Source organism: Anaerocolumna aminovalerica, from assembly GCF_900115365.1.
In the GTDB taxonomy this organism is placed as follows: domain Bacteria; phylum Bacillota; class Clostridia; order Lachnospirales; family Lachnospiraceae; genus Anaerocolumna; species Anaerocolumna aminovalerica.
On record NZ_FOWD01000014.1, the window covers coordinates 21,117 to 45,378 of the forward strand.

The following is a 24,262-nucleotide window of genomic DNA, read 5'->3' on the forward strand; positions in this document are numbered from 1 at the left end:
TAATATGCTTTTTCGATTCAAATTGTTAATGATATTGTTTTTCCGTCTGATTGGCAAAAGTTACTCTTTTATTGCAATTTAATTAGAAGCTCTCCTGCTTTAACTTGCTGCCCTTCTTTAACTGCTACTTTTTCAACCTTGCCCGAAACAGAAGCTATTACATTGGTTTCCATCTTCATAGCTTCTATTACTGCAAGACTTTGCCCCTCTTTCACTTCATCTCCTTCTTTTACAAGGACTTTCAGGACAGTTCCCGGAATACTTGCTCCAAGTTCCAGCTTATTATCCGGCTCAGCCATCTGTAAGAAATTTTCTGTTCCCTTACCTGAGGTTATGGTGTTTTTATCCTTTATCTTAATTTCTCTTCTAAAGCCATTAACCTCAAATACAAGATTTCGATTTCCTTCTCCATCGGGCTTTCCAATATTAATTAACTTAATAATTAAAGTCTTACCTTCCTCAATTTCAATTTCACAGGTTTCTCCTTCGTAGAGGCCATGGAAGAAAATATCACTACCCATCCTGCTAAGATCACCATATTCCATCTTAAACTTAATGTAATCTTCAAATACTTTTGGATACAGTGCATAAGATAGAACCTGTCTGTGTGTTGGATTAATTCCGTACTTATCCTGGAGATACTTTCTATCCTTTTCAAAATCCTCCGGTGGCAGAAGTTCTCCCGGTCTGCAAGTAATTGGTTCTTCTCCCTTCAGAACTATTTTTTGAAGTTCTTTCGGGAATCCTCCCTCCGGCTGCCCCATCATTCCTTTAAAATAATCTACTACAGAATCGGGATAAGAAAGTTCTTTACCTTTTTCATATATATTTTCTGCAGTTAAATCATTCTTAACCATGAATATGGCTAAATCACCCACCATTTTGGAAGAAGGAGTAACCTTTACAATATCACCAAGAAGTGTATTGACTTCTTTAAACATTTGCTTTACTTCATTGAATCTGTGGCCAAGTCCGAAGCTCTCTACCTGAGGTTTTAAGTTAGAGTATTGTCCCCCCGGAATTTCATATTTATATATTTCAGCAGTTCCCGATTTTAGATCAGATTCAAATTGATTGTATACCGGTCTTACAGCGCCCCAATAATCACTGATTTTTTGAACGTTATCATTATTAATTCCGGTATCTCTTCCGGTATGTTCTAAAGCAGCAACAATGGAGTTTAATGCAGGGCTGCTGGTAAGTCCCGACATGCTGTTAAAAGCTGTATCCGCTATATCCACTCCTGCTTCCGCTGCCATAAGAACAGCAGCAACACCGTTACCACTTGTATCATGGGTATGCAAGTGTATTGGTATGGATATTTCTTCTTTTAATGCCTTCACTAATTCATAGGCAGCATATGGTTTTAACAAGGCTGACATATCCTTAATCGCAAGAATATGGGCACCCATCCTCTCTATTTCTTTCGCCTTATTCACATAGTACTTTAGATTGTATTTATCTTTGCAATTATCCAGTATATCACCAGTGTAGCAGAGAGCAACTTCTGCCACTTTACCTGCCTTAAGTACTTCATCAAGGGCAACTTCCACACCTTTTAACCAGTTCAAAGAATCAAAGATTCGGAATACATCTATTCCGGAAACTGCTGCCTCTTTTACAAATTCTTTTACTACATTATCCGGATAGTTTTTATAACCTACTGCATTGGCACCACGAAGAAGCATCTGAAATAACACGTTAGGAATTCTCTTTCTTAATTCCTGCAATCTTTCCCATGGTGACTCATGTAAGAAACGATAAGATACATCAAAGGTTGCACCTCCCCACATTTCCAGGGAGAACAAATCTTTTCCAAGAACAGAAGTGGGTTTTGCTATCTTTAGCATATCTCTTGTTCTAACTCTTGTTGCCATTAATGATTGTTGAGCATCACGCATGGTAGTATCCGTAAGCAGAAGTTTCTTTTGTTCCTTAATCCACTGTGTAAGTCCTTCCGGCCCTCTTTCATCCAATATTTGTTTGGTTCCCGTTAATTCCTCCGGAATCCGGACTTTAGGAACTACAGGTACATCAAATTCTTTTAATTTACACTTACCTTCATTTACAATCATATCTCCAAGGTAACTTAATACTCTTAATTCTTTATCTTTTTTGGGAGATATATCTAAAAGTTCCGGGTTCTCTGCAATAAAATTAGTATCGCAGGTGCCTTTTATGAAAGTATCATGATTTAATACATTGAGAATGAATGAAGCATTGGTTTTTATGCCTGAGATGGTAGTTTCTTTTACGGAACGGGTAGCTTTTCGAATAGCATCTTCAAAGGTTCTTCCATGAGATATTACCTTTACCAGTAAACTGTCATAGTATGGACTGACAGTTGCTCCGGTAAATCCATTTCCACCATCAAGTCTCACACCAAAACCAGAAGATGTTCTATATATATCAATCTTTCCGGTATCCGGTGCGAAATTATTCGCCGGGTCTTCTGTAGTAATTCTACATTGTATAGAATAACCCCTAGGTTTTACATCTTCCTGAGATATAATTCCTATCTCTTTAGAACCCAGTTCATAATCCTGGGCAATGAATAACTGAGCCTGCACAATATCAACTCCGGTGACCATTTCAGTAACCGTATGTTCCACCTGGATTCTTGGATTCATTTCTATAAAATAATGGTTCCCATTAACATCTACTAAGAACTCTGCTGTACCTGCACTACGGTAATTTACTTGTTTTGCAATTTTAATTGCATCTTCACAGATGGCTTTCCGTTTTTCATCTGAAATAGATATAGCCGGGGTAAATTCAACTACTTTTTGATGCCTTCTCTGAATGGAGCAATCTCTTTCGTAAAGATGAACAATATTGCCATGATTGTCACCAAGAATCTGTACTTCTATATGTTTTGGCTTCTCCAAATACTTTTCTATAAATATATCATCAATTCCAAAGGCTTTTTTCGCTTCACTTTTTGCACTATGATAGGAAGGAATCAGTTCTTCTTCGCTATGTACTATTCTCATTCCTCTTCCACCACCGCCGGCTGCTGCCTTTAACATAACAGGATAACCACAGGAAGCCGCGAATTCCTTTGCCTCTTCCTCTGACTGAATGGGTCTTTCTACTCCCGGAATGGTTGGTACACCGGCTTTTTTGGCAACAATCTTAGACTGAATCTTATCACCTAGCTGATCCATCATATATCCGGTAGGCCCAATAAAAACGATTCCTGCCTCATCACATTTTCTTGCAAATTCAGGATTTTCGGATAAAAAACCATAACCTGGATGAATAGCATCTACACCTTTCTTTAAAGCAATTTTAATTATTTCATCAATGCTTAAATACGCTTCGATAGGTCCTTTGTTCTTTCCTATTTGATAAGATTCATCTGCTTTTGTTCGAAACAAGGAATACTTATCTTGTTCTGAATAAATAGCTACCGTTCTGATTCCAAGCTCATTACAGGCTCTGAATATTCGGATGGCTATTTCTCCTCTGTTTGCTACCATTACTCTTTTAAATTTCATTGTGAACCTCCTCCGGTCTATAACATATACGAATTACGGTATTTTATAATACGTGTATACAAGTCAAATTTGTTCTATTATAGCGGAGAAATCTGCATACTTCAAGTGTAAATTTTTTTCTTTAATATTTACTGTATTAATAGGTATTTAAAGTTTAAGATAATAAACTTCATTTTAATTGGTAAATATCGGTACATTAGGTAGTGATAATATAATAAAAATATAATAATAGATTTCATACAAATATAAAAATTACCAGCAGCATTGAATTTATAATTATTATGTTAAATGAGGTGGTAAAGATGAATATTATTTTTCTACCATGATTAGAAGATTTTTTCCATATAAGTGCTCTTAGTATCAAGCAGCATCGAGAATCTCTATATAAAGAAATTTGGCATAAATATAAGGGATTAGAATACTTTAGTGCATGCGGATTTGGCGGTCAGAAATTATGTAATTAATAAATTATAAAACTAAATCATAAATAAGCTTCCTGCTCTATTACCAGTCCTGTTTTAATGATTAAGTTAATTAATTCCTGAAGCATAGGTTCTTCCAATTTTTTCAATTTTTCCAATTTAACTTCTTCTATGGGTTCCCCGAAACTTTTATACTTATTAAATATATCCTTATCCATTCTATATGGCTTTACCTGAGGGAATATTTGTTTTTTTATATACCGGAATATACAAATACCTCCAAAGTCCAAATCTCCGCTATGCAGATAGGTAACTGGCTGCCCTGATAAATTATCAGCTAATTCTTTTAAAAAGTTCCGTTCCAGTGGTGAAAAGTAGCCATGAGAGAATATAATCAGTGTCCCCTCTTCCATTGGTTCTGCTGTGAAATTAGCTTTGTTCTCAATGGTTAATATCTTTGTAATCTGAGGATTATCCAATATAATCGCATTTTTAATCGTCTGGGAATTCAGTACTGTGCCATAAGGAAAGCAGCCTGTATCAATTAAGCTTCCTTCTACCTTTATTCGTAGCTTTCCTTTAATATTAAGTTCCTGTGAGTATTCCTCAATGTAGAGCTGGTTAAGTACATCCGAATCTTCCATAGAATAATCCATGGTATCTTCAACGAAATCCCCATATTTCCTGGCAATACCGATAATCTTTTTTTGAAGTTCTTTTTCAAATACCTTGGAGTTGTTTAAATACCGCTTGCTAAATACTCTCTTAAATATAGGGCTTTCCAACCGGTCCAACCCGGATAGGCATTGATAAAGCTGTTCCATCTTTTCGGGTTTCTTTTCATAATCTCCCTTTTCCAGTTTCGGTAGTACTTCTGACTCAATATAGCTTCGAATCCATGGTTTCTTAAAGGTAAGGTAATATTTCATTACCATATCTTTTTGTTCAGCCACAGCTATATATTTTGGTTTTCGCTTGGATATTTGATAAAAGTAAGCCATGTTTGATAATGGATATTCTACTTTTTCAATATCAATATTATAATAACCTTTCACCCATCTAATTTTTAGCAGATCAGAGTTTTCTAACTCTTTAGCCTCTTCTATTAATGCACTTTTACCAATAATTTTATAATGCTTTTCTTCAATCCGAAAACTTGCATTACCAGAAGTTTCATTATCCCACTTTGAACTTCTTTCATATTGTTCTATAATAAAATCAAGCAGTTTCATCTTCTCCATCACTTTCCACAGTTAACAATTCCTGAAATTCTTTTTTCTCAAATTCCTGTATTGAGATACGGTTTTTATTAGGATTTGCAAAGACAAAAGTTTTATCCACATTATCTACGTAATTTTGAATCTTATCGTTGGTAGCACTGATAACTGCCTGGAATCCCAGTTTACGTATTAATCGGATACTGCTGCCAACCTTTTCTGCATCCATTTTGGAAAATGCCTCATCTAATACTACAAGTCTTGGTGTAGGCCTTCTTCTTATGTTCGCTTTCAGATTAATGCGGTAAACCTGTGCAAAACTTGCCAGTAAGGCAACATACAACGGGTTCTGTCCCTCACCGCCGGAATTCTTGGTAAGCATTTTACTTAGGCGCATCGGGGGCATCCCCTCTACTAACTGCTCCATATCAAAAGACAGATAGGTTCGGTAGTCAGCATATCTCTCCATATTGATTCTTGCTTCCTCTAATAGTTTTGGATCACTATTTTCCGGAGGCATAAATAATTCAATTAATTCGTTGATTAAATCACTGTAATCTTTCTCATGCTGTAAGCTGAATATATCCATTTGGTTATCATTTTTGCCTGCTAGTTGGTGAGGATTAATGTCCAGATTCTCGTCCATGAACATATCGTAGAACTTCCCATCTTCACCTCTGTTTTTGGTAATAATAAACCGGTATTTATCTTTACCAAAGTCCAGTTGTGCCAGTATACGGTTTAGATCCTCTTTCTGCTGCATTACTTCTTTTATAGCATCCCGGATTTTATATACAAAGTCTGTTTTAAAATGATAAACAGCCTGTTTTGCCTGTTCATTGGCTTTCTCTGTATATTCGCTTAATTTATCGCTTATTAAGTTTTCCAGTAATTGATTATATTCTTCATTATCTTTAGAGGTTAAAGAAAATCCCCGGAAAGAATAGGCGTTACGGTATTCCTCTCTTTTTAAAACTAATTTGTTAAATTCTTCTTCCCTTTTTCTTTCGCTATCCTGCTTTTTATTTAGCAGCTCAAAACGGATACTATCGGCTTTTCTGTAGCCTTGTTCTTTCATGAAAGAATCATATGAGGCTTCTCTGGATTCCTCTGGTGAAAATACATTTTGTTTTTGAAGCAGTTCTTCATTTAAAGCAAGCAGTGTATCCTTAAAGCTATTTAACTCATGATTCTTTGTTCTTAAATCAACTCCGGCCGACTCTTTCTGTTTTGTTTTAGAACGGATGGTCTCTTCTAATAAGCGTTGTTTTTCTATTAGTGCATCAATGTCTTTTTCTTTTAATTCCTTAATTTTTCGCTGGTACTCCCATTTCTTCTCTTCCTGTTTCCCGATCTCATGGATTTCCTTTAATTTTTGAATTAAGGAATCTGTTTCTTCTGTTAAGGTTTCATAATTTAATACATCCGTAAGTTTTCGTATTTGCTCGTCCAGAGGTCTTTTCTGTTTCTGTAATTCAGATACATCATGCTCCAGCTGTTTTAATCTTCTTTCAATGGAACTTCGCCCAATATAGGCATACTCGGTATAATTGCGGGGGTTAATATGCTGTAGTTTGAATCCTTGATATAACATACAATCCGCTGTAATTCCGCTCTTATTTTCACGAAGTTCTTCTATATTATGGCATTTTATAACTGCTCCTAATAGAAAATCCACATAAGCCCTTGCATATTCTAAGTCTGTTTCCACCTCTTCAGCAAGAGATTTCTTCATAATAACTTTGTTATCTTTTAATACTTTTTCCGTATCAATAACCGCTGCTTTATAGTATTTTTTCGGATCCAGACTTTGATAAAGCTTCATGGCTTCTTTGGCATATTGAGGTGGTACAATTAGTCCAAGTTTATTGTTTCCCATATATCCTTCTATAGCATTAAGCCAACGTTCATCTTTTACTTCCAAAACATCTGCCAACACATCAACCTGTACAGGCTCTTCGTAGTGTTCTTCCAACTTTCTTTTTATAAAATCCTTCACTTCTAACAAATACGCCGGATAAGCCTTTTGTCCATGTTGAAGGGTGATAATTTGTTTAGTTATACCGATAATAGAATTCTTTAACTCCTGAAGTTTCAATGACAGTTCTTCTTTGTCCTGTTGAAGTCCCTGTCGAATTTCCATAATACCGGATTTGATTTGTTCTATTTCATAGGAAGATACTTCATAATCACTAAAATGAAGTATTCCTTCCTGCACAGCCGGTTCTAGTAATTCTGTATTTAACCAGCACTTTAATCCATCGGCAATTTTATCATAGGCAGCCTTATTACGATACATAAACTCCAGTACCTGATTTAGTGCCTTTAATTCAGCTTCAAGAGAATCATAGCCGCTATTTTGAATGGTTAACATTACTTCATCTCTTTGCTTTTGAATAATTACCAGTTCTTCTTCCAACCCTTTTATGGATTGTTCCAATAGGGAAACATCCTGTTCATAATCCAGTTGTTTTCTCTGAATATATTCCAGTTTTCCTTCCAGGTTCTTAATATCCAATTTATCTATATTATACTGATACTGGATAGCACGATCCGCATATATCCGGTACTTCTCAAACTGATCATGTAACTGTGTAAGGATTCGGATTTCATTTTTGGTATCTTCCAGCCTTCTTTTTAACCTTGTGTACCCGGCTACACTATCCTGCATATCTTCAATATGAATGTCATTTTCTGTACAAATATAATTCTTTACGAATTCCTCCAGCTTCATATCCATCTTAAAGGGTATGGCCTTTTTAAAAAGTGCTGGAAAATGCTTTGGATGTAATCCTCCAAAATAATTACTATATAATTCATTTCTGAATTTTTCATTAGTTCTGCTAAAGTAGTACTCTTCTTTTGAATAATTTTCTTTCATATGCTCTTTTAACTCATTAACTGAGAATACTCTTTCACCATCTCTATAGCAATTAGGCAAAAGTTTTCCTCCATGCCAGAAAAACATACGGTTAATATCATTTACAGACACATCAACATCAAAAATTACTCCAAGACTTTGATATTTTCCGGTTTCCGTATCCTGAAACTCCAAAACTATGGTAGAGGAAAAGTTTTTGTTACGAAGATAACTAATCTTGTTATCTTCCTGAACCACCTTCATTCCCCTAAGGTATTCTATTAAGGTTCTGTCAGAATCTTCCTTAGCTGCCTTGTTAAAAAAGCCCCGGCCATTAGTGTCTGCATACAACACAATTTGTAAAGCATCCAATACGGTGGACTTACCACTTCCTGAATGTCCGGTAAAGAAATTGATTTCATTATGAAAAGACAATACCTTTTCATTGATATAGTGCCAATTATTCAGACACATCCTGGTCAGTGATTGAAATCTGTCCATCCAGCGGTTCCTCCTCTTCTTCCTCTTCCTCCTGATACTGCTCTATAATACCGGCAATGGCTTGTCCATCCAGTACCAAATTAACAACTGGATATATAATAAATCTGGTGTCACCCTCCAAGTTGCCCATTTCATCCAGAATTTCCATAATCTGATACTTCTTTAGTGCAGTTATGGTTCTCCGTACTTCCGTAGGTGATATGGATTTATTGTTCCATAAACGAAAAAGTTGTATCTTTTCATAGACATCATTTAACGTTGTATATACATGAATGGAATTAGAGGCTACATTCATTTGTTCATCAAATATAAGTTTTAATATCAAAATAAAAATAGTTGTTAATTTACTTAATTTCTCTCCTTGCAGGTTTTTAGATTTTAAATAAATAACACTAAATTGGCGGTTTTCAATTACATCAATATCCGATATTTTAAAATATTCTTTTATAAAATCTAAATGTCTTTCGCAAATACGGTAAACCCTATTGGGAAGATAACGTTCGGTTTTGTTATCGTATTTTCGCTCCAGCATAAATGTCTGATTTATTAATATTTTAATGGCTTCTGTTAATTCTTCTTTTTCTTCATCCAGGAGTTCATTGTAATATGGAAACATATTTTATCCTTTCTGTTCTACTATATTTGATTGCTATATCATTTTTATATAGGTATGTAATTTATCTAAACAAATATATTGTCTAGTCATCCCAAATAAGGAATATTAATTATATCAGGCTAAATCTCATTTCTCTCAAATATCATGTCCGGGTAAGTGTATTTACCACTTGTAATTGTACCCTTTACTCCAGGTACCACATGAAAAGGACTCTTCTTACGCATACTGTAATCATAAGCCAGGATCAATAGTTCAAATTCTTCATCTGTGGTAATTGGATACTCTTTGGTATGAAACATTCCATTATCCATCTGCCTAATAATAAACTGTTCAATCTGTACTTGACTATATCTGTTTTTATTTTTATTGATTTGCAGAATGGCTTCTTTAGATAATTCTTCCTCTACTTCCTCTTCCACTTCTACGGTTTCTTCAAATACTTTATGTTTTCCTCTTTTTTTATAAAGGGATTCATTGGATATAATGGTAAGATCATTAATCAGAATCGAATCTGAAACTTGTGACAGGATTTCGCTGTTCTCTTCTGCAGATAATAGATTTAGCAGAGTAACTACATTTCCCTGAACACTGTCATCATTACTTAAAAGGTATTCCAAACGGCTTACCGTAGCTCTGACATACTTACTGTGTTCTGTGTCAATATGGGCAATTCTCTTCTCCATATTCAGAATACCCCGCTCTATTTCATAAATAATGTCCAGAAACTCATTCTCAATGTCTTCTTCCTGTTTCCCCTCTGACATCATTTTTTGCTTTAATATAAACAACCGGCTCTCATCATCCTGTATAGCACGAAGAAGTTTTTTAATATCATTTTTGTAAATATAAAAATTATCACTGGTCTTTAGTAAACTATATTTTTTATTGATTATAGCTTCCACATAAACATCCAAATGTTCTTCCAAAAGTTCTTCATAATTCTTCTTCTCTAGCAAAGTTCCGAAAAATTGATCCATATTGTGAAGCATGTCCTGTAAAGACCTGTTCAGTCTGGTTGTATTAACCATAGCTGTCTTTAATAAGTCCATTCCGGCTTTGGTATCATAATAAAAAGAATAAATATTAGTATATACATTCTGAATGTACAAATCTGTATCACTGGAATCCGGATTACTTAATTTCTTAAATACCTCAATAAATGCAGAGGCATAGTCAGGAATAACAATATTGGTTTTAAAGGAGCTGTAATCCTCCACTTTCTTTAACCAGGTAAAACGAATCAGCTTATTAATAATTTTGGTTGCCATAGGCTCCATGCTATCTAAATCCTGTTCGTCATCATCCGCAGATATGTCTATAATACGGTCTGAAAAGTGTTCCGCAATAATCTGAATACAGGTTTCTTTTGTTAGAAAATAATCATTATATAAGTATTCGTCATAAATAACCATAAGGGATTCTATATATATGTATCGATTTTTAGAATAAAACAAATTCCAAAACAGCTGTGAAATCTTTAGTATTTCTTTCATGGTCAGCTCCTTAGCATTCTATAGTAATTAATAGGAAACACAAATAACATCGATATTATAACATAATATTATCCTAATTTCACTTGCTGAAATAAAAATTTGTTGTAGTAAGGCACTTTGCTCTGTAGTTTGTTGAGAACTCAGAAAGTGCTTTATTAAGCTTTATAATGACTCCATTTATATTGTTCAAGGATAACAGGGTGTATAGGATTAATTTTGCTACCTTACCCTGTCGGCCGGATTACGCAAAATTAATCATATACACCCTGTTATCCTAATTTAAAGTTTTATGAGAGTCATTACGAAAGTTTATTAAGCACTTTCTGAGATCAATTTATGTTGTCAGCAAAGCTGTAACTGCCGATTATTTTACAAACTAGTGTATATCTTAGGATAATAAAATGTACATACTATTTTATGTTGTTATATAATGGGTATACTAAATGAATTGTTATATTTATTAAGGCACTAAATTAAATACAAGTTTCAATACACAACTTTAACACAATGTATAAATTGAACTTTGGAGGTTTCGAAAAGCTTTTAATTCTTTTTGAAAAGATATTTAAACTTATGTAAATAGATATAGAATTTTTAAAGGTATTAAAACAGATAATATGAGATGAGAACCTATTTATATGGAAAGACTAATAGTTATTGTCTGACAGAGAATTTATTTCCTTAAGTATAATTAATATATATCTAAACTTGATTGATGAAAATTAAAATTATTTTACAAACAGCTTTGCTACACAACATAAATTAAAATCAGAAAGTACTCATTGAGCTTTCATAATGACTCTCATAAACTAAATTAAGATAACAGGGTGTATAATATAAATTTTGCGTAATCCGGCCGGCAGGGTAAGGTAGCAAAATTTATATTATACACCCTGTTATCCTTGAACATATAAATTGAGTCATTATGAAAGCTTTAATGAGCACTTTCTGATTTCCAACAAACTACAGAGCAAAGCGTCCTACTACCCTAAATTTTTATTTTCCCAAAAAGTTCAATAAAACTTGCATAAATTCTTCCGTTTCATCTACCATTGGTGCGTGGCCGCAGCCTTCAAATTCAGCAATTACTGCCCTGTCGCCCAATCCGTCTTTTATGGTTTGATATTGTTCCTTGGAAACAACAACATCCTTAGTACCTTGCATAACCAGTACAGGCCCTTTGATTTTATCTATATCACCTGTACCTTCAACTACTCCGCTGTGTTCATGAGTCATGTTAAAGGAGGTAAGAGCATAATCAGCTTCTACAAGGTTTCTCTGCTTTAAGGTAGCTTCCAGATATTTATCGTATGTTTCAGGGTTTATATTATTCCCTGTATAGATACTTGCGTTAAAGATTTGTTTTAAAGTTGCTTTGTCCCTATTCTTATATATATTTAGAACTGGTGCTGCAATCAGCGGATCCTTTGCGATTTCTTCCATAGTTGTTATTCTTTCTGCTGATGGTTTAAAATCAGGACCTGTTTTATAAAGGGGGAATCCTTTTATTCCTACAGAACCGGATACTGCTGCTTTTCTTACAAAATCCGGATAGTCTGCAGCAAATTGTAGAACCACTCCTCCACCCAGGGACCAGCCAAATATATCAAATTGTTTTAAACCAAGTTCATCTGCCAATAATTTTACATCTTCCGCTAATTCTTTTAATGAGCTGATTGGAGTGTTATATGTACTGTCACCATATCCCCTTAGATCCGGTGCATATATTTTATAGCCATCCGGCATATTATCCATAATAATATCCATATGGACAGAAGAACAATAATTTCCATGAATTACAAGTAATACTTTACTCCCTTCACCCATCTCCCTGTAGGCAAGAGTTTCCCCATTAGGTAGATCGACAGACTTTAGAAATACTTCTTTCGTCATAAAAAGCTCCTCCGCATTTTGATTATTTTGTACATTATACCATATTTTTCTCTAAAATAACAGTTGAGTTATTATAAAATAACCAAAGATCAGAGATTTTAGATAGCTTGTCTTATTGAAAAGGGGCATTTTAAATTCCTGATTTACAAATTAAGCCGGGTACGTTCTATTTTATTCCAATTATTTGTATGAATAAAGTAACTGATTGTCCCAAAAAATGCATAAATAATTCCTAAGAAACGATATGTAACGCATTCATATAATGTAAAACCGGTAAATTTAATATAGTCCTTTATAGAAAACACATAGTCATAACGGTGCAGTACAAAGAAAACCGTTATATTCTGTAAAAAAGAAGTGACGAATGAAACAAGCAACAGTATCTTTAATGCCCAAACCCCTGACGTTGGAACTAAAAAAATTAAAAATGGAATAAGAATGGTGGAAAATGATACAAGGGTTCCCAATATAAAAGAATCAAATAAAAGATACATGGATGTAAAAAAACAAAAATTATTGAACAAGTCATTCCAATAATAGATGATACAGTCTATAAAAGCCCGCTGCCATCTAAATCTTTGATTAATTAAGTTCTTAAAGTCTTCCGGACACTGTGTATAACAGATTGCTTCCGGAATAAATAACATTCGTTCATTTTTATTATTTTGTTTTATGTATTTTTGGAATTTAAGAGTAATATCCATATCTTCCCCTACTGTTTGTCTAAAACCATTAACCCGGAATAATACTTCCTTTTGAAAAGCTCCAAAAGCTCCGGCTATAACTGTAATTGCATTTAAGCGGGAATGGGTATACTTATTAAGGCAGAATCCTGTCAGATATTGAATCATTTGATGTCTGATTAAGGCATTGGTGTTTTTTAAAGATGGCCTTAAAGTACCGTTATCGTTCTCAAATCCTTGGGCTATATGAACCATCCCCCCCACTGCGATCACTTCTTCTGAAGAATCAAAAGCATGACTGATGTATTTCAAAGAATCCTTTTCAAGTAAACTGTCAGCATCCAAAGTAATCACAATGCCATTAGTACTGTAGTCAATTCCGGCATTGAGGGAATCCGCCTTTCCCCCATTCTCTTTGTTAATTACATATACATTGGGATATAGGGTGGAATGATAAAATTCCCTGACTCTTGCATAATGAAGCTTGCGGGCACATCTTCGGTCATCTATTACCAAACCCAACGATTCCATTAACACCCACAAGGTTTGATCTGTTGACCCATCATTGATAATAATAATTTCATGATGTGTATAATTCACATTTACAAGACTTCCTAAACATTTATGAATCACCAGTTCTTCGTTATAAGCAGGAACAAGAATAGTAAGGCCTTTTTCTTCTTCACTGGTCATATTCATAGCTGCTCTGTCCGGTCTTTCTTTTAAAAGTGGGATAATAATATAAACGAGTTGAAAAATAATAAACAAAATAAATAAAACATGCATATTTAAATTCTCCCTTCACTTTAATGAATAGATGTAAGTATAATAGCTTTTCAAAATAAATCAAATTTGGCAGAAAATTTTTTTTCGTCTTTTTTACTGTTTTTAACAGTTATTTCAAGAATTTATTTGTATATTTTTTCATATTTTTTACAGATGTCAAATTATTATCAAAGATATTTCATTAAAAACCAATTATAAAGATGATACTATTTATGGAAATCATAGAAAATTATGGTAAAGTCCAAATTTGACCATTTTATTTTTATGTGTATAATCTTAGTCATAATTTATAAATATATTATACATAAGGGGTAATCATATGGAGAAATTACAAAAGAAATCAGAACTGCAGCCAAAGAAAAGAAACAGAATTGTATACCTGGATATTTTACGTGTTTTATCCATTCTCTGTGTAATTGCAATTCATGGGGCGGCAGGCAAGGCACAAGATATTAACGCTTTAGGAGAACCAAGCTGGTGGTGGTCCAATGTAGTAAACAGCATTACCAGATGGGCAGTTCCTGTATTTTTTATGATTAGTGGAGCTTTGACATTAGATAGTCCTCACCTGGATAACATTCCATATTTTATAAAGTCACGTTTTCTTAAAGTAGGTATTCCGTTTCTGATATGGTCTATTATCTACTCTCTCATTATGGAAATTTATATTTTGGGGAATGAGATCCACTTTCCAGAAATATTGGGAATCCTATTTATGAATATTCTATTGGACAAATCATATTATCATCTATGGTTTGTTTACGATATATTTATTATTTATCTGATATCACCCCTTTTAAAGAAAATAGTGGTTCACTCCACCAAAAAGGAGTTTGAGTATTGGTTAGGACTGTGGTTTGCTTCCACTGTTTTATGCACTTTAATACAAAGCTTGGTGAGATTCTTTGGTGGACCAGAATATTATTACGTTCATATTCTGAATATTCCCTTTGTTTTTGGCATATCGGGATACTGTATTCTAGGTTATTATTTGCATCACCATGATTTATCCAAAAAATTAAGAATGGTTATTTACATAGGTGCTCTTGCTTCCGTATTTCTTACTGCCTTTGGAACATATTTTATTTCACTTTCTAAAAATACGTTAAACGAAAGCTTATATTCTCACTTTGCAGTAACTACGGTTACTATCTCTATTGCTATTTTTATTGCAGCAAAAAATATTGACTGGAATGGATTTCTGACAGAAAGCTTTCAAAAGCTTTTAGGAACTTTAAGTACTATCTGATTCATATGGTATTAATCATTGATTTTTCCGGGCGTTTAGGCTTTTTAGCTGAAAAATCATACGCATTTTATACTATAGCTTTAATTATCATTAGTTTTACCTTAAGTTTTATACTGGTTAAATTGATACAATTAATCCCTCGTGTAGGAAAATATTTAATTTAGAACCGGGAGGTGAATCATGTTTAAAAAAAATTTAAAAATAATAATTCTTATATGTACTGCAATAGTTATTGCAGCATGTGTAATATTTAGATTCGTGCAGTTAGGAAACGAATCCCAGAAATTTGTGAAGCTCTCTTATTTGCCTATTTATAAAACCTGGCATGCGAAAGATGTGCCTGGAGACTTATTAACAGACGTAAATCTTGCTTTTGGTGAAATAGCGCCTGATTTCACCCTTCAAGTAAATCCAATCAAAGAATTAAACCTCCCAAAAGAATTAGAAATATTGAGACAAAGTTATCCTGATCTTAAGATTAATCTGGCCATCGGAGGCTGGGGTGGGGATGGTTTTTCTGATATGGCTTTCACAAAGGAAACCCGTTCTGTTTTTATTGACAGCATTGTTTCCCACCTGGAAACTTATGGTCTTGACGGTGTTGATATTGACTGGGAATATCCTGTATTAGATAATTCAGGACTAATTAAAACCCGTCCTGAAGATACTGAAAACTTTATACTTTTAATGAAAGAAATACATTCTAAATTTAATGAGCTTTCAAATGATAAGAAGTATACTTTATCATTTGCAGCACCTATAAGTGATTGGGCCGTAGAGATTTTCGGAATAAAAGAAGTAAGTAATACTGTAGATTATATTAATCTCATGGGATATGATTACGTGGGGACATGGTCCCAGGTAACCGGACATCAAAGTAATTTAATGGATTGTAAGGAAGCACCTGATCATCTAAATACATATCAGGGAATACAAGAGTATCTTAAGGTCTGTAGACCTGAAAAATTAGTAGTGGGTATTCCCGCTTATGGATATGGATGGAGAGGTGTTCCCTCCGAGAATCAAGGATTGTTTCAGTCTGCAAAAGCCCCAATTCCTCTTGACGAATCAGATTTCACCTATAATAATTTAAAGGAAAATTATATTTCCAAAAATGGATATACCAGATACTGGGATGATATCTCAAAAGCTGCCTACCTGTATAACGGTGATATATGGATCACTTATGAGGATTTAGAAGCAATTCGATACAAGGCAGATACTGTAAAGAAACTGAAATTAGGGGGGATGATGTATTGGGAGCAGACTCATGATTTTACCGGAGATATTATTACAACGATTTCAAAAGAATTGGAGAAGCAGTAATTCCAGTATATAAATTCAGAACCAACGGTAGTTGGTTTTATATACCTGGATACAATAAACAGGAGATTTTTGATTTCAATAAAATCTCCTGTAAAAAACTCTTATTTTGTATTTTTCAAAGCTAAAATAGCCTACAGCCAATTTATCTAATTAAATTTTAAAGGCACTAATTAATATTTACCTCATTATCCATTATCTGTTTATATATATACTTTGCCTCATTCCTATCGTGAGGATAAAGCAGTAGAACATCCAGTACATTAGGGCTGAAGTTTAATCCAAGCAGCCTTTTTGCAAATGCCATACCGGCTATTTCACTGGTACAGGAAAGCAAGGAAGTATGTGTATATGGTCCTAATTTCCACAGTTTAATACGGTATTGATTTACAAATAGCTTTTTATTCCTGGCTTCAATATAGTGAAAAATTTCATGAGCAAGAACCACTTCTTTTAGATTAATGTTCAATAATTCCTTTATTTTATATTCACGGATCAGTTCTTCACCTTTTCTAATATTATCAATATATAACGTTATTGTACCCGGTTCTTCAAATGCGCCAAAATAAATATAGTTCAAGGAATCATCCCTGTCTTCTTCCCTAATAAGTATTCCGTACTCTTGTATTAACCGGTAGATATCAAAAGGCATTTCCTGCTTTTTCAGATTACTGAGAATCTTATCCGCTTCCTCCTGTCCACAAGTTAAAGATTGTTCTATAATAGTATTTCTAATCTCTGGTGTGATTTTTCTTTGGATAGGATCTGTATATACTTGATACATTGCAAAATATCTATCTTGCAGTTTTAATAATTCCTCTATTTCTTTTTTAATCTCCAGGTAATACACCATCCTATCCATTTTAACGTTACGCCCACTGTCTAAGGTATTATTTTTTATTTTTAAAGTACTGTTTTTTATCCTATTGAATATCATTCTTTTACATATCATTCTTAGCACCAATTAGAATTACACTATCACCGGATGCACGTGTCATTAATTCCGAGTCCATTACCATATGAAGTTGATCTAAACCGGACATTCCTTCATAATCAATAACTTTCGGGCCAATACACAGATAAAAGTCTGGTGTGATCTTAATATCTGACTTATAAACTGACAACTCTTCCCACAGCTTATCTACAACTGACCTGACACTGCCAGTAGTGGATTCAACGGCATTACCGTCACTTCTCTGGATTTTAATAATACCTTTTTTGTCTACAACACGAATCTCCTGTTTTCTTCCCTTTTGAGAACCAAATACATAGAAGTTTTCATTCTGCACAATGCAATTTACTTGTTTGGCTTCTACACGCATAGAATCCGCTGCAATTTTAGTCGCTTCCTCCATAGTAGCTTTCTTTGAAAGGTCTTGGGTTTGAATTTCTGTAGATCCTGTTGCAATAGCACGTACTTTGGAAGTTTGTGAATCTATTTCAATCTGAATTTCTATACTTTCTGCCGTTGCACCGGATTTAATTGCCATATCTGTTACTTCGGTACGTATTTCAGCAAGATCTTGTGGGGTCGGACTTGGAATCACACGTTCCACTACATCTCTTACCAAGGCTAGAGCTACACCGATAGAAGAAATAACTTCAGCATTCTTTGCAATTTGATATGGCAGATTCATTTTATTGGCGGTAAAGGGCAACAAAGCAGTTGCACCGCCGCCTCCTCCAATAAGGGTAATTTGATCACGTTCTATTTTATATTTATCTGCCAATTCTTCAATTACTGCAATACAGGTATCTGCCCCATTATTTAATATGGCTGTTGCACATTCTTCTACAGACATTTTTAATTCTTTTGCTAATGCTTCTATTGCTTTTTTACTGGATTCCGGATTACCATAGGAGAAATCTCCAGGCTTAACAATTCCTAAAGCTGTAGCTGCACAAGTTACGGTTATAGTACACCTGAATCCGCCATCACATTCAATGGCAATATAATCCTCCGGATCACCTTCTAACGGTTGTATTCTCACAACTTTGGGATTAACAATCTTACCGGGATCTGTAAATGCAGAATAAGGAAGATTTGCAATATGGGCGGAACGAGGCCCAACATGAATAATTCTGTTATTATCAGCGCGAACCATGGAACCGCCTGCAACACCGGATACATGAACATCCAGGGAGTGAATTAAGGTACTTTGTCCTCCTACAACAGAATAGTCAATCATTGGCCGGCCATTTTTAATAACACCTATATCCGTACTGGTACCGCCAACCTCAAAGAAAATTCCGTTGGAAACTCTCAAATACATTAAAGCTCCAACAGTAGATGCCGCCGGGCCAGATAACATAGTTAGTACCGGACGTTTTCTCATTTCTTCTATATCCATAACACCCCCGTCACCACGCATGATCATAAGAGGCGCTTTAATACCAGCTTTTCTAACGGCGGATTCTGTACTGTCAGCAGTTTCAAACATTTTTGGAAGTATGGAAGCATTAATTACTGCGGTACGGGTTCTTCTTGTCAAGCCGTATAATTTACTGATATCCGCGGCAGCTGTTACTTCAATGCCCCTTTCTTTTCCTGCTTCTTTTACAATTAGCTCTTCCTCAATATCATCCACACCAAAAGCTTTTGAGGCCACTATAACCCCACAGCCTTCAGCTTTTAAATCATCAATGACTTTACCCGCAGCTTCTTTGCTGATTTTTTTCAAATCCATATACCTATGGGCAGTTATTATCTTCCTCCTGCCGGAGTTATCTAAGTTTATATTTTTTACATTACTTTGCATATTGGATAAAAACCCTGAAATAACTCCTTTTCCCATTCCAATAATACCGGTTTTCGCTACATCACCTTCAAGCAATGCATTGGTGGCCTGGGTAGTTGAATGTGCAATAAATGTTACTTCATCCGGAGAAATATTGTTATCACCCAGGCATTTTTTAAAGGATTCTACCACACCTTCCGAAACACCTAATTCACTTTCATGTGTGGTTTTTACGGAACCGATTCCTACAATTTCATAAGTTGCATCATCTACAGCCACAGCCTTTGTATGAGTTCCTCCAACATCTATGCCCACCCGAATTTTCCTATTTGTCATGTTAAACCTCGATTCCGGCGCTTTAGCGCCTTTTTTAATTATAACATCTCAAACAATGGATGTTTAACCTCCTACCCGAATAATAGGAATACCAAAACAGTGTTAATGATATTTATGATCCATGCCCATATAACACCGGTTCTCAGGAATTCTTTTACCGAAACTTTACTGTAATTTAGTGCCCATAAATTCCAAGATTGAGTTGGACAAACAGAAAGGTTCATGGTAATCGTGGGAACATACATTAAGGTAAAGAGGAATGGAGTGGTAAAACCGCCTATGGCATTTAAAACCCCAACGGTGGCAGCACCTGCACCAAAGATTGTTAATGGCCCCCGGAATAATCCAAAGGGTGCTACAATTGCAAATACTATGCAAAGTACCAATGTGGAGTTTGGCATAATACCTCCAAGAATCGCTTCAAAAAACGGAGCTGCAACACCGGATATTTTATTGAACATGGGAAGGATGAATAAAAATCCCAATAAGCTTGCAACGTCAACAACTCCGTCATAAAAGGTTCTTGATATGGTTCTGGCAGCCTGTCCGAAATTGGGAAATTTACCGCAGACAGCAAGTCCAAAAACAGAACCTACAATAAATGCCGGAATTGACTGCCATTTAAAAAATATAGCCAATGCTGTAGGTATAATAGGTGTAATCATTGCTACTGTTGGTACTGTGGCCTCCAAATAACCCGCTTTTCCCGTTTTAACTGCCCAGGCCCTCCTGCGTCTTTTTTTCTTTCTCAAATGGTATATCAGCATGATCGAAATAATTATAAGTTGAACACCCATTGCCAAAAAACCAAAAACAAAATAATTTTTATCATATAGCATATCTGTAAAAATTCCCTGCATTTGTTTAAATAGTACCTGATTAATATACATACCGCTGCCCACACTCATTAGATATGAGGTAACTGCAAGAGGTTTAGGAACACCTAAGGACATAAGAATCGGCAGAATAATAACACCAATTGCTACTACTGCACCCGCACCAAAGGTAGAGGTAAATATAATACCGGAAACTATGGATAACAGTATGGTGGTAAATAATGGATTATCCCCGCCAAGTTCTGTAACACTCTTTATTAATTTTGAAGCAATACCTGTTTCAATCAGTACCCTTCCAAACCAACTACCGAATATAACGTTAACTGCAGTAGCACCCCAACTCTCCGGTCCTCCCTGAAAGATGTCGGTCTGAGCGCCTGCCCAGGTTAATTTGCCACCAGCCATACATAGTGCAACCCAAATAACTGCCATAATAAAGAAACCTACCATTAAGTTCCCTCCACGTGCAGCAAAATAGATTAACCCAAAGTATGTGATAAGCAGAATAATACCTATAATAATTGCAGTATCCATACACTTCTCCTTTCAATCATTATGTGTTTGTCCCGTTCTTACTTTTAACAACAAATACTTATATTAATTTTTCCATTTTGTCACTAAATATATTCATACAAATAGTATAGATAGATTTATCTAAAATTTAACTTTTAAAACAAAAATGTACCATAGAAATACATTATAGTTCCCCTATAAATAAACAATGTATATTCCGGTAAGAAGAATCTTAGAATAATACTAATTATTACTCTGGATAGATTTTCTAATTACTAATAGACATTACAATCTCTTTAATGATATAATACCCAAAAATGAAAACAGGAGATTTTTATTATGGAAAAGCATATTCATACCCTCTTTAATGAAGAAATTCTTGCATCCGCTTGTTCGAAATACAATATGGACAGGGGAAGTGTTAAAAAAGTAGGCGGATTTGAAAACTATGTCTACGGATATACCATTAATAATAAAGAATATGTGCTCCGTTTAACCCATAGTTCCCATAGAAGCAAAAACATGGTTCAGGGAGAATTGGATTGGGTTGAATATTTATCAAAAAATCATTCTGCTGTCTGTATGCCTGTATACTCTAAAAATCATCAGTTAGTAGAAATCATACCCATAGCAGAGGATAACTATTTTATAGCCACCTCTTTTGAAAAAGCAGAGGGCAGGCATATTCAGGCGAAAGATGCTAATGATTCCCTGTTTTGCACATGGGGAAAAGTTATCGGAAAAATGCATCAGCTGACCAAAAGTTATAAACCCAAAAATACAGCTACAACCCGCCCTGCATGGCATGAAGAAAAATTATTCAGTAATTGCAGAGAATATCTTCCTGAAGGTCATGAAATAGTTGCTGACAAATTAGAAAAAATGATTCATAAATTAAAATCGCTTCCTCAGGATAAAGACGGATATGGCCTAATACACACCGACATACATTCTGGTAATTTTTTTATTAATAAAGGAGACATCACTGTTTTCGATTTTGACGACTGTTCTTACATGTATTTTATTAGTGATATAGCTATAGCCCTGTTCTACTGTCTTCTAAGGCCAGATACCCCGGAAAACAGACTGGCTTTTGCCAATCGGTTTCTAAAGGCATTTTTAGATGGGTATCGTGAAGAGAATAAGTTGGATGATTTCTGGATTCAACTATTACCTGATTTTTTAAAACTACGTGAACTTTTGCTTTATGTAGTTGTTTACCGCAGCTGTGATATGAACAATCCAGGTCCATGGGAAGAAAATTACATGCGTAATAGAAGAGAATCCATTGAGAATGACATTCCATTCATAGGTTTAGAGTGGGATTTATCACCTTTTATGAATCTTTCAGCTTCAACACTGTAATATTACTCATTCAAATGATAATATCAGAGAAATTGACTGGGTGGCTGCATTCCTGCTGTAATATACTTTCACTGAGTACCATTATAGTAAGGAATTCTTGCAAAAAAATCATGTTAATAGTACAATACAAACAAAATATAAAGGATGGAGAGATTACATTTGAAAAACATTGGACCACCGGTTTATTCCCAAATTGCATTGGATATTGCTGTGCGAATTGCTAGAGGCGAATTAAAAGAAAACACCAAAATATCTGGACGTTCTAAAATGGCTAGTGAATATAATGTATCACCAGAGACTATTCGAAGGTCATTCCAGCTTCTCCAAGACATGAAAATTATTGAAGTATTACAAAGCAGCGGTGCAATTATTAAATCAAGAGATAATGCTTTAAAATATATTGAAAGAAATAATATTGGAGATGATTTTAGAAACTTAAAACGGGAACTAAATACTCTTCTAAAAGAACGCTCCAACATGGACAAGCGTATAAATGAAATTGTCGGTCAGATTATTGACTACAGCGAACGTTACCGTAACATTAAACCATTATACACATTAGAATTCGAAATTCCTGAGAATTCTTCTATATTAAAAAAATCCATTACGGAAACAAAGTTCTGGCAAAATACCGGTGCGACTATAGTTGCCATAAAGCGTTCAGACGATATTATATTATCACCTGGGCCTCATTTTGTATTTGAACCCCATGATATTATCGTGGTTACCGGTGATATGGGAATCGCCCAAAGAATCCAGGATTTAATAAAAAATTGTGATCAATAGGATACATTTCAATAGGTATTACCCATCAGCCATATTAAAAAAATATGGCTTTTTTTATTGACAAATTTAAAACTTGTATTATTATATATACATAAGTGCCAACTTGTATAACACAGTAAAGTTGTCGGAAAATCGAAAGGGAGGTCATAAAATGAGAAAAAAAGGAATGTTAATAGGAATTACTTTGCTGATATGTGCATCCTTTTTAGTTGGATGTAAAAAAGATTCAAATACAGTAATTAAATTAGCGGATGTAGGTTGGGATAGTATTAAATTTCATAACGCAGTTGCCAGCTTTATAGCAGGGAATGCTTACGGTTATGAAACAGAAGAAATATCTGCAACTACTCCTCTTACTGTTCAGGCTTTAAAAGGAAATGACATTGATGTAATTATGGAGATGTGGACAAACAATGTAGTCAGTTATTCAGATGATATTGCTTCTGGCGCTTATCAAGAACTTGGAACTAATTTTGACGACAACAAGCAGGGGTTCTATGTTCCCAGGTATGTAATTGAAGGTGACCCGTCAAGAGGTATTGAACCTATGGCACCTGACTTGAAGACTGTTGCTGATCTTGTTAATTACAAAGATGTATTTGTTGACGAAGAGGATGTAACAAAAGGAAGAATATACGGAGCTATTTCCGGTTGGGAAATTGATAAAGTTATGTATAACAAGTATAAATATTATGGTTTAGATAAAGATTTTAATTATTTCCGTCCTGGTTCTGATGCTCCATTAGCCGCTGCATTTTCAACTGCATATGAAAAAGGTGAGCCTATTGTTGGTTACTATTGGGAACCAACCTGGCTGACTGGTAAATATGATCTTGTTCTTCTGGAAGATGCTCCATATGATCCAGAAACTTATCCGGATGGAAAAACAGCCTGTCCACCTGTTATTGTAACTGTAAGTGCAAGTAATGATATGGTAAAAAAAGCTCCGGATTTTGTAGAATTTTTAAAAAAATACAAAACCTCCAGCAGCTTAACGGCAGAAGCCTTAGCATATATGCAAGATGAAAAAGCAAATTATGAAGAAACAGCAAAATGGTTCTTAAAAAATCACGATGAATTAATTTCAGAATGGTTGCCTGAAGAAAAGGCAGAACTTGTTAGAAACGCTTTGAATTAGGAAGGTG

15 protein-coding genes are annotated in these 24,262 nt (G+C 34.7%); 5 read left to right on the plus strand and 10 right to left on the minus strand.

Annotated elements, in window-relative coordinates:
- Nucleotides 1-68 precede the first annotated feature (68 nt).
- The 7 genes from BM183_RS09410 to BM183_RS09440 all read right to left on the minus strand — a co-directional run bounded on the left by BM183_RS09410 (nucleotide 69) and on the right by BM183_RS09440 (nucleotide 13,971).
- Nucleotides 69-3,500, minus strand: coding sequence for a pyruvate carboxylase (locus tag BM183_RS09410; RefSeq protein WP_091686425.1), 3,432 nt, complete (start codon nucleotides 3,498-3,500; stop codon nucleotides 69-71).
- Between the two features lie 481 nt (nucleotides 3,501-3,981).
- Nucleotides 3,982-5,163, minus strand: a complete 1,182-nt coding sequence (locus tag BM183_RS09415; RefSeq protein ID WP_091686427.1) for a Wadjet anti-phage system protein JetD domain-containing protein — start codon at nucleotides 5,161-5,163, stop codon at nucleotides 3,982-3,984.
- Nucleotides 5,141-8,500 carry an ATP-binding protein gene (locus BM183_RS09420; protein WP_091686428.1) on the minus strand — a complete coding sequence of 1,120 codons (3,360 nt, stop codon included), beginning with the start codon at nucleotides 8,498-8,500 and terminating at the stop codon, nucleotides 5,141-5,143. The genes BM183_RS09415 and BM183_RS09420 overlap by 23 nt, the downstream gene beginning before the upstream one ends.
- Complete coding sequence (locus tag BM183_RS09425) at nucleotides 8,460-9,116, minus strand: DUF4194 domain-containing protein (RefSeq protein WP_091686430.1); 657 nt, start codon at nucleotides 9,114-9,116, stop codon at nucleotides 8,460-8,462. The genes BM183_RS09420 and BM183_RS09425 overlap by 41 nt, the downstream gene beginning before the upstream one ends.
- A gap of 119 nt (nucleotides 9,117-9,235) precedes the next feature.
- Nucleotides 9,236-10,609, minus strand: coding sequence for a Wadjet anti-phage system protein JetA family protein (locus tag BM183_RS09430; protein WP_091686431.1), 1,374 nt, complete (start codon nucleotides 10,607-10,609; stop codon nucleotides 9,236-9,238).
- Between the two features lie 996 nt (nucleotides 10,610-11,605).
- Nucleotides 11,606-12,502, minus strand: coding sequence for an intracellular short-chain-length polyhydroxyalkanoate depolymerase (gene phaZ / locus BM183_RS09435; RefSeq protein WP_091686433.1), 897 nt, complete (start codon nucleotides 12,500-12,502; stop codon nucleotides 11,606-11,608).
- A gap of 143 nt (nucleotides 12,503-12,645) precedes the next feature.
- A complete protein-coding gene (locus BM183_RS09440) occupies nucleotides 12,646-13,971 on the minus strand; it encodes a glycosyltransferase family 2 protein (RefSeq protein WP_091686435.1) in 1,326 nt (441 codons plus the stop codon).
- Between the two features lie 319 nt (nucleotides 13,972-14,290).
- Between BM183_RS09440 and BM183_RS09445 the strand changes: the two genes are divergently transcribed.
- Nucleotides 14,291-15,220 (plus strand): acyltransferase, encoded by a 930-nt coding sequence (locus BM183_RS09445; RefSeq protein ID WP_091686437.1) that lies wholly within the window; start codon nucleotides 14,291-14,293, stop codon nucleotides 15,218-15,220.
- Between the two features lie 180 nt (nucleotides 15,221-15,400).
- Complete coding sequence (locus tag BM183_RS09450; protein ID WP_091686438.1) at nucleotides 15,401-16,546, plus strand: glycoside hydrolase family 18 protein; 1,146 nt, start codon at nucleotides 15,401-15,403, stop codon at nucleotides 16,544-16,546.
- A gap of 166 nt (nucleotides 16,547-16,712) precedes the next feature.
- Here the strand turns inward: BM183_RS09450 and BM183_RS09455 are convergent, their stop codons facing one another.
- From BM183_RS09455 to BM183_RS09465, 3 genes are all read right to left on the minus strand, one after another.
- Nucleotides 16,713-17,495: a hypothetical protein gene (locus tag BM183_RS09455; RefSeq protein WP_091686440.1), complete on the minus strand. Its 783-nt coding sequence runs from the start codon at nucleotides 17,493-17,495 to the stop codon at nucleotides 16,713-16,715.
- Nucleotides 17,485-19,617, minus strand: a complete 2,133-nt coding sequence (locus tag BM183_RS09460; protein ID WP_091686441.1) for a hydantoinase/oxoprolinase family protein — start codon at nucleotides 19,615-19,617, stop codon at nucleotides 17,485-17,487. The genes BM183_RS09455 and BM183_RS09460 overlap by 11 nt, the downstream gene beginning before the upstream one ends.
- Nucleotides 19,618-19,688: 71 nt before the next feature.
- Entirely contained in the window at nucleotides 19,689-20,987 is a 1,299-nt protein-coding gene (locus tag BM183_RS09465) for a citrate transporter (protein WP_091686443.1), read from the minus strand.
- 318 nt (nucleotides 20,988-21,305) lie between these two features.
- Between BM183_RS09465 and BM183_RS09470 the strand changes: the two genes are divergently transcribed.
- From BM183_RS09470 to BM183_RS20995, 3 genes are all read left to right on the plus strand, one after another.
- Nucleotides 21,306-22,331 (plus strand): phosphotransferase enzyme family protein, encoded by a 1,026-nt coding sequence (locus BM183_RS09470; protein ID WP_091686445.1) that lies wholly within the window; start codon nucleotides 21,306-21,308, stop codon nucleotides 22,329-22,331.
- Between the two features lie 159 nt (nucleotides 22,332-22,490).
- Nucleotides 22,491-23,117 carry a GntR family transcriptional regulator gene (locus BM183_RS09475; protein ID WP_170847949.1) on the plus strand — a complete coding sequence of 209 codons (627 nt, stop codon included), beginning with the start codon at nucleotides 22,491-22,493 and terminating at the stop codon, nucleotides 23,115-23,117.
- A 151-nt stretch (nucleotides 23,118-23,268) separates the two neighbouring features.
- A complete protein-coding gene (locus tag BM183_RS20995) occupies nucleotides 23,269-24,255 on the plus strand; it encodes an ABC transporter substrate-binding protein (protein WP_091686448.1) in 987 nt (328 codons plus the stop codon).
- Nucleotides 24,256-24,262: the final 7 nt, after the last annotated feature.

Coding starts and splice junctions, on each gene's coding strand:
- BM183_RS09410 (WP_091686425.1), bottom strand. CDS start 3,500: ATGAAATTTAAAAGAGTAATGGTAGCAAACAGAGGAGAAATAGCCATC.
- BM183_RS20995 (WP_091686448.1), top strand. CDS start 23,269: ATGAGAAAAAAAGGAATGTTAATAGGAATTACTTTGCTGATATGTGCA.
- BM183_RS09440 (WP_091686435.1), bottom strand. CDS start 13,971: ATGCATGTTTTATTTATTTTGTTTATTATTTTTCAACTCGTTTATATT.
- BM183_RS09450 (WP_091686438.1), top strand. CDS start 15,401: ATGTTTAAAAAAAATTTAAAAATAATAATTCTTATATGTACTGCAATA.
- BM183_RS09445 (WP_091686437.1), top strand. CDS start 14,291: ATGGAGAAATTACAAAAGAAATCAGAACTGCAGCCAAAGAAAAGAAAC.
- BM183_RS09465 (WP_091686443.1), bottom strand. CDS start 20,987: ATGGATACTGCAATTATTATAGGTATTATTCTGCTTATCACATACTTT.
- BM183_RS09415 (WP_091686427.1), bottom strand. CDS start 5,163: ATGGAGAAGATGAAACTGCTTGATTTTATTATAGAACAATATGAAAGA.
- BM183_RS09455 (WP_091686440.1), bottom strand. CDS start 17,495: ATGATATGTAAAAGAATGATATTCAATAGGATAAAAAACAGTACTTTA.
- BM183_RS09425 (WP_091686430.1), bottom strand. CDS start 9,116: ATGTTTCCATATTACAATGAACTCCTGGATGAAGAAAAAGAAGAATTA.
- BM183_RS09460 (WP_091686441.1), bottom strand. CDS start 19,617: ATGACAAATAGGAAAATTCGGGTGGGCATAGATGTTGGAGGAACTCAT.
- BM183_RS09420 (WP_091686428.1), bottom strand. CDS start 8,500: ATGGACAGATTTCAATCACTGACCAGGATGTGTCTGAATAATTGGCAC.
- BM183_RS09470 (WP_091686445.1), top strand. CDS start 21,306: ATGGAAAAGCATATTCATACCCTCTTTAATGAAGAAATTCTTGCATCC.
- phaZ (WP_091686433.1), bottom strand. CDS start 12,502: ATGACGAAAGAAGTATTTCTAAAGTCTGTCGATCTACCTAATGGGGAA.
- BM183_RS09430 (WP_091686431.1), bottom strand. CDS start 10,609: ATGAAAGAAATACTAAAGATTTCACAGCTGTTTTGGAATTTGTTTTAT.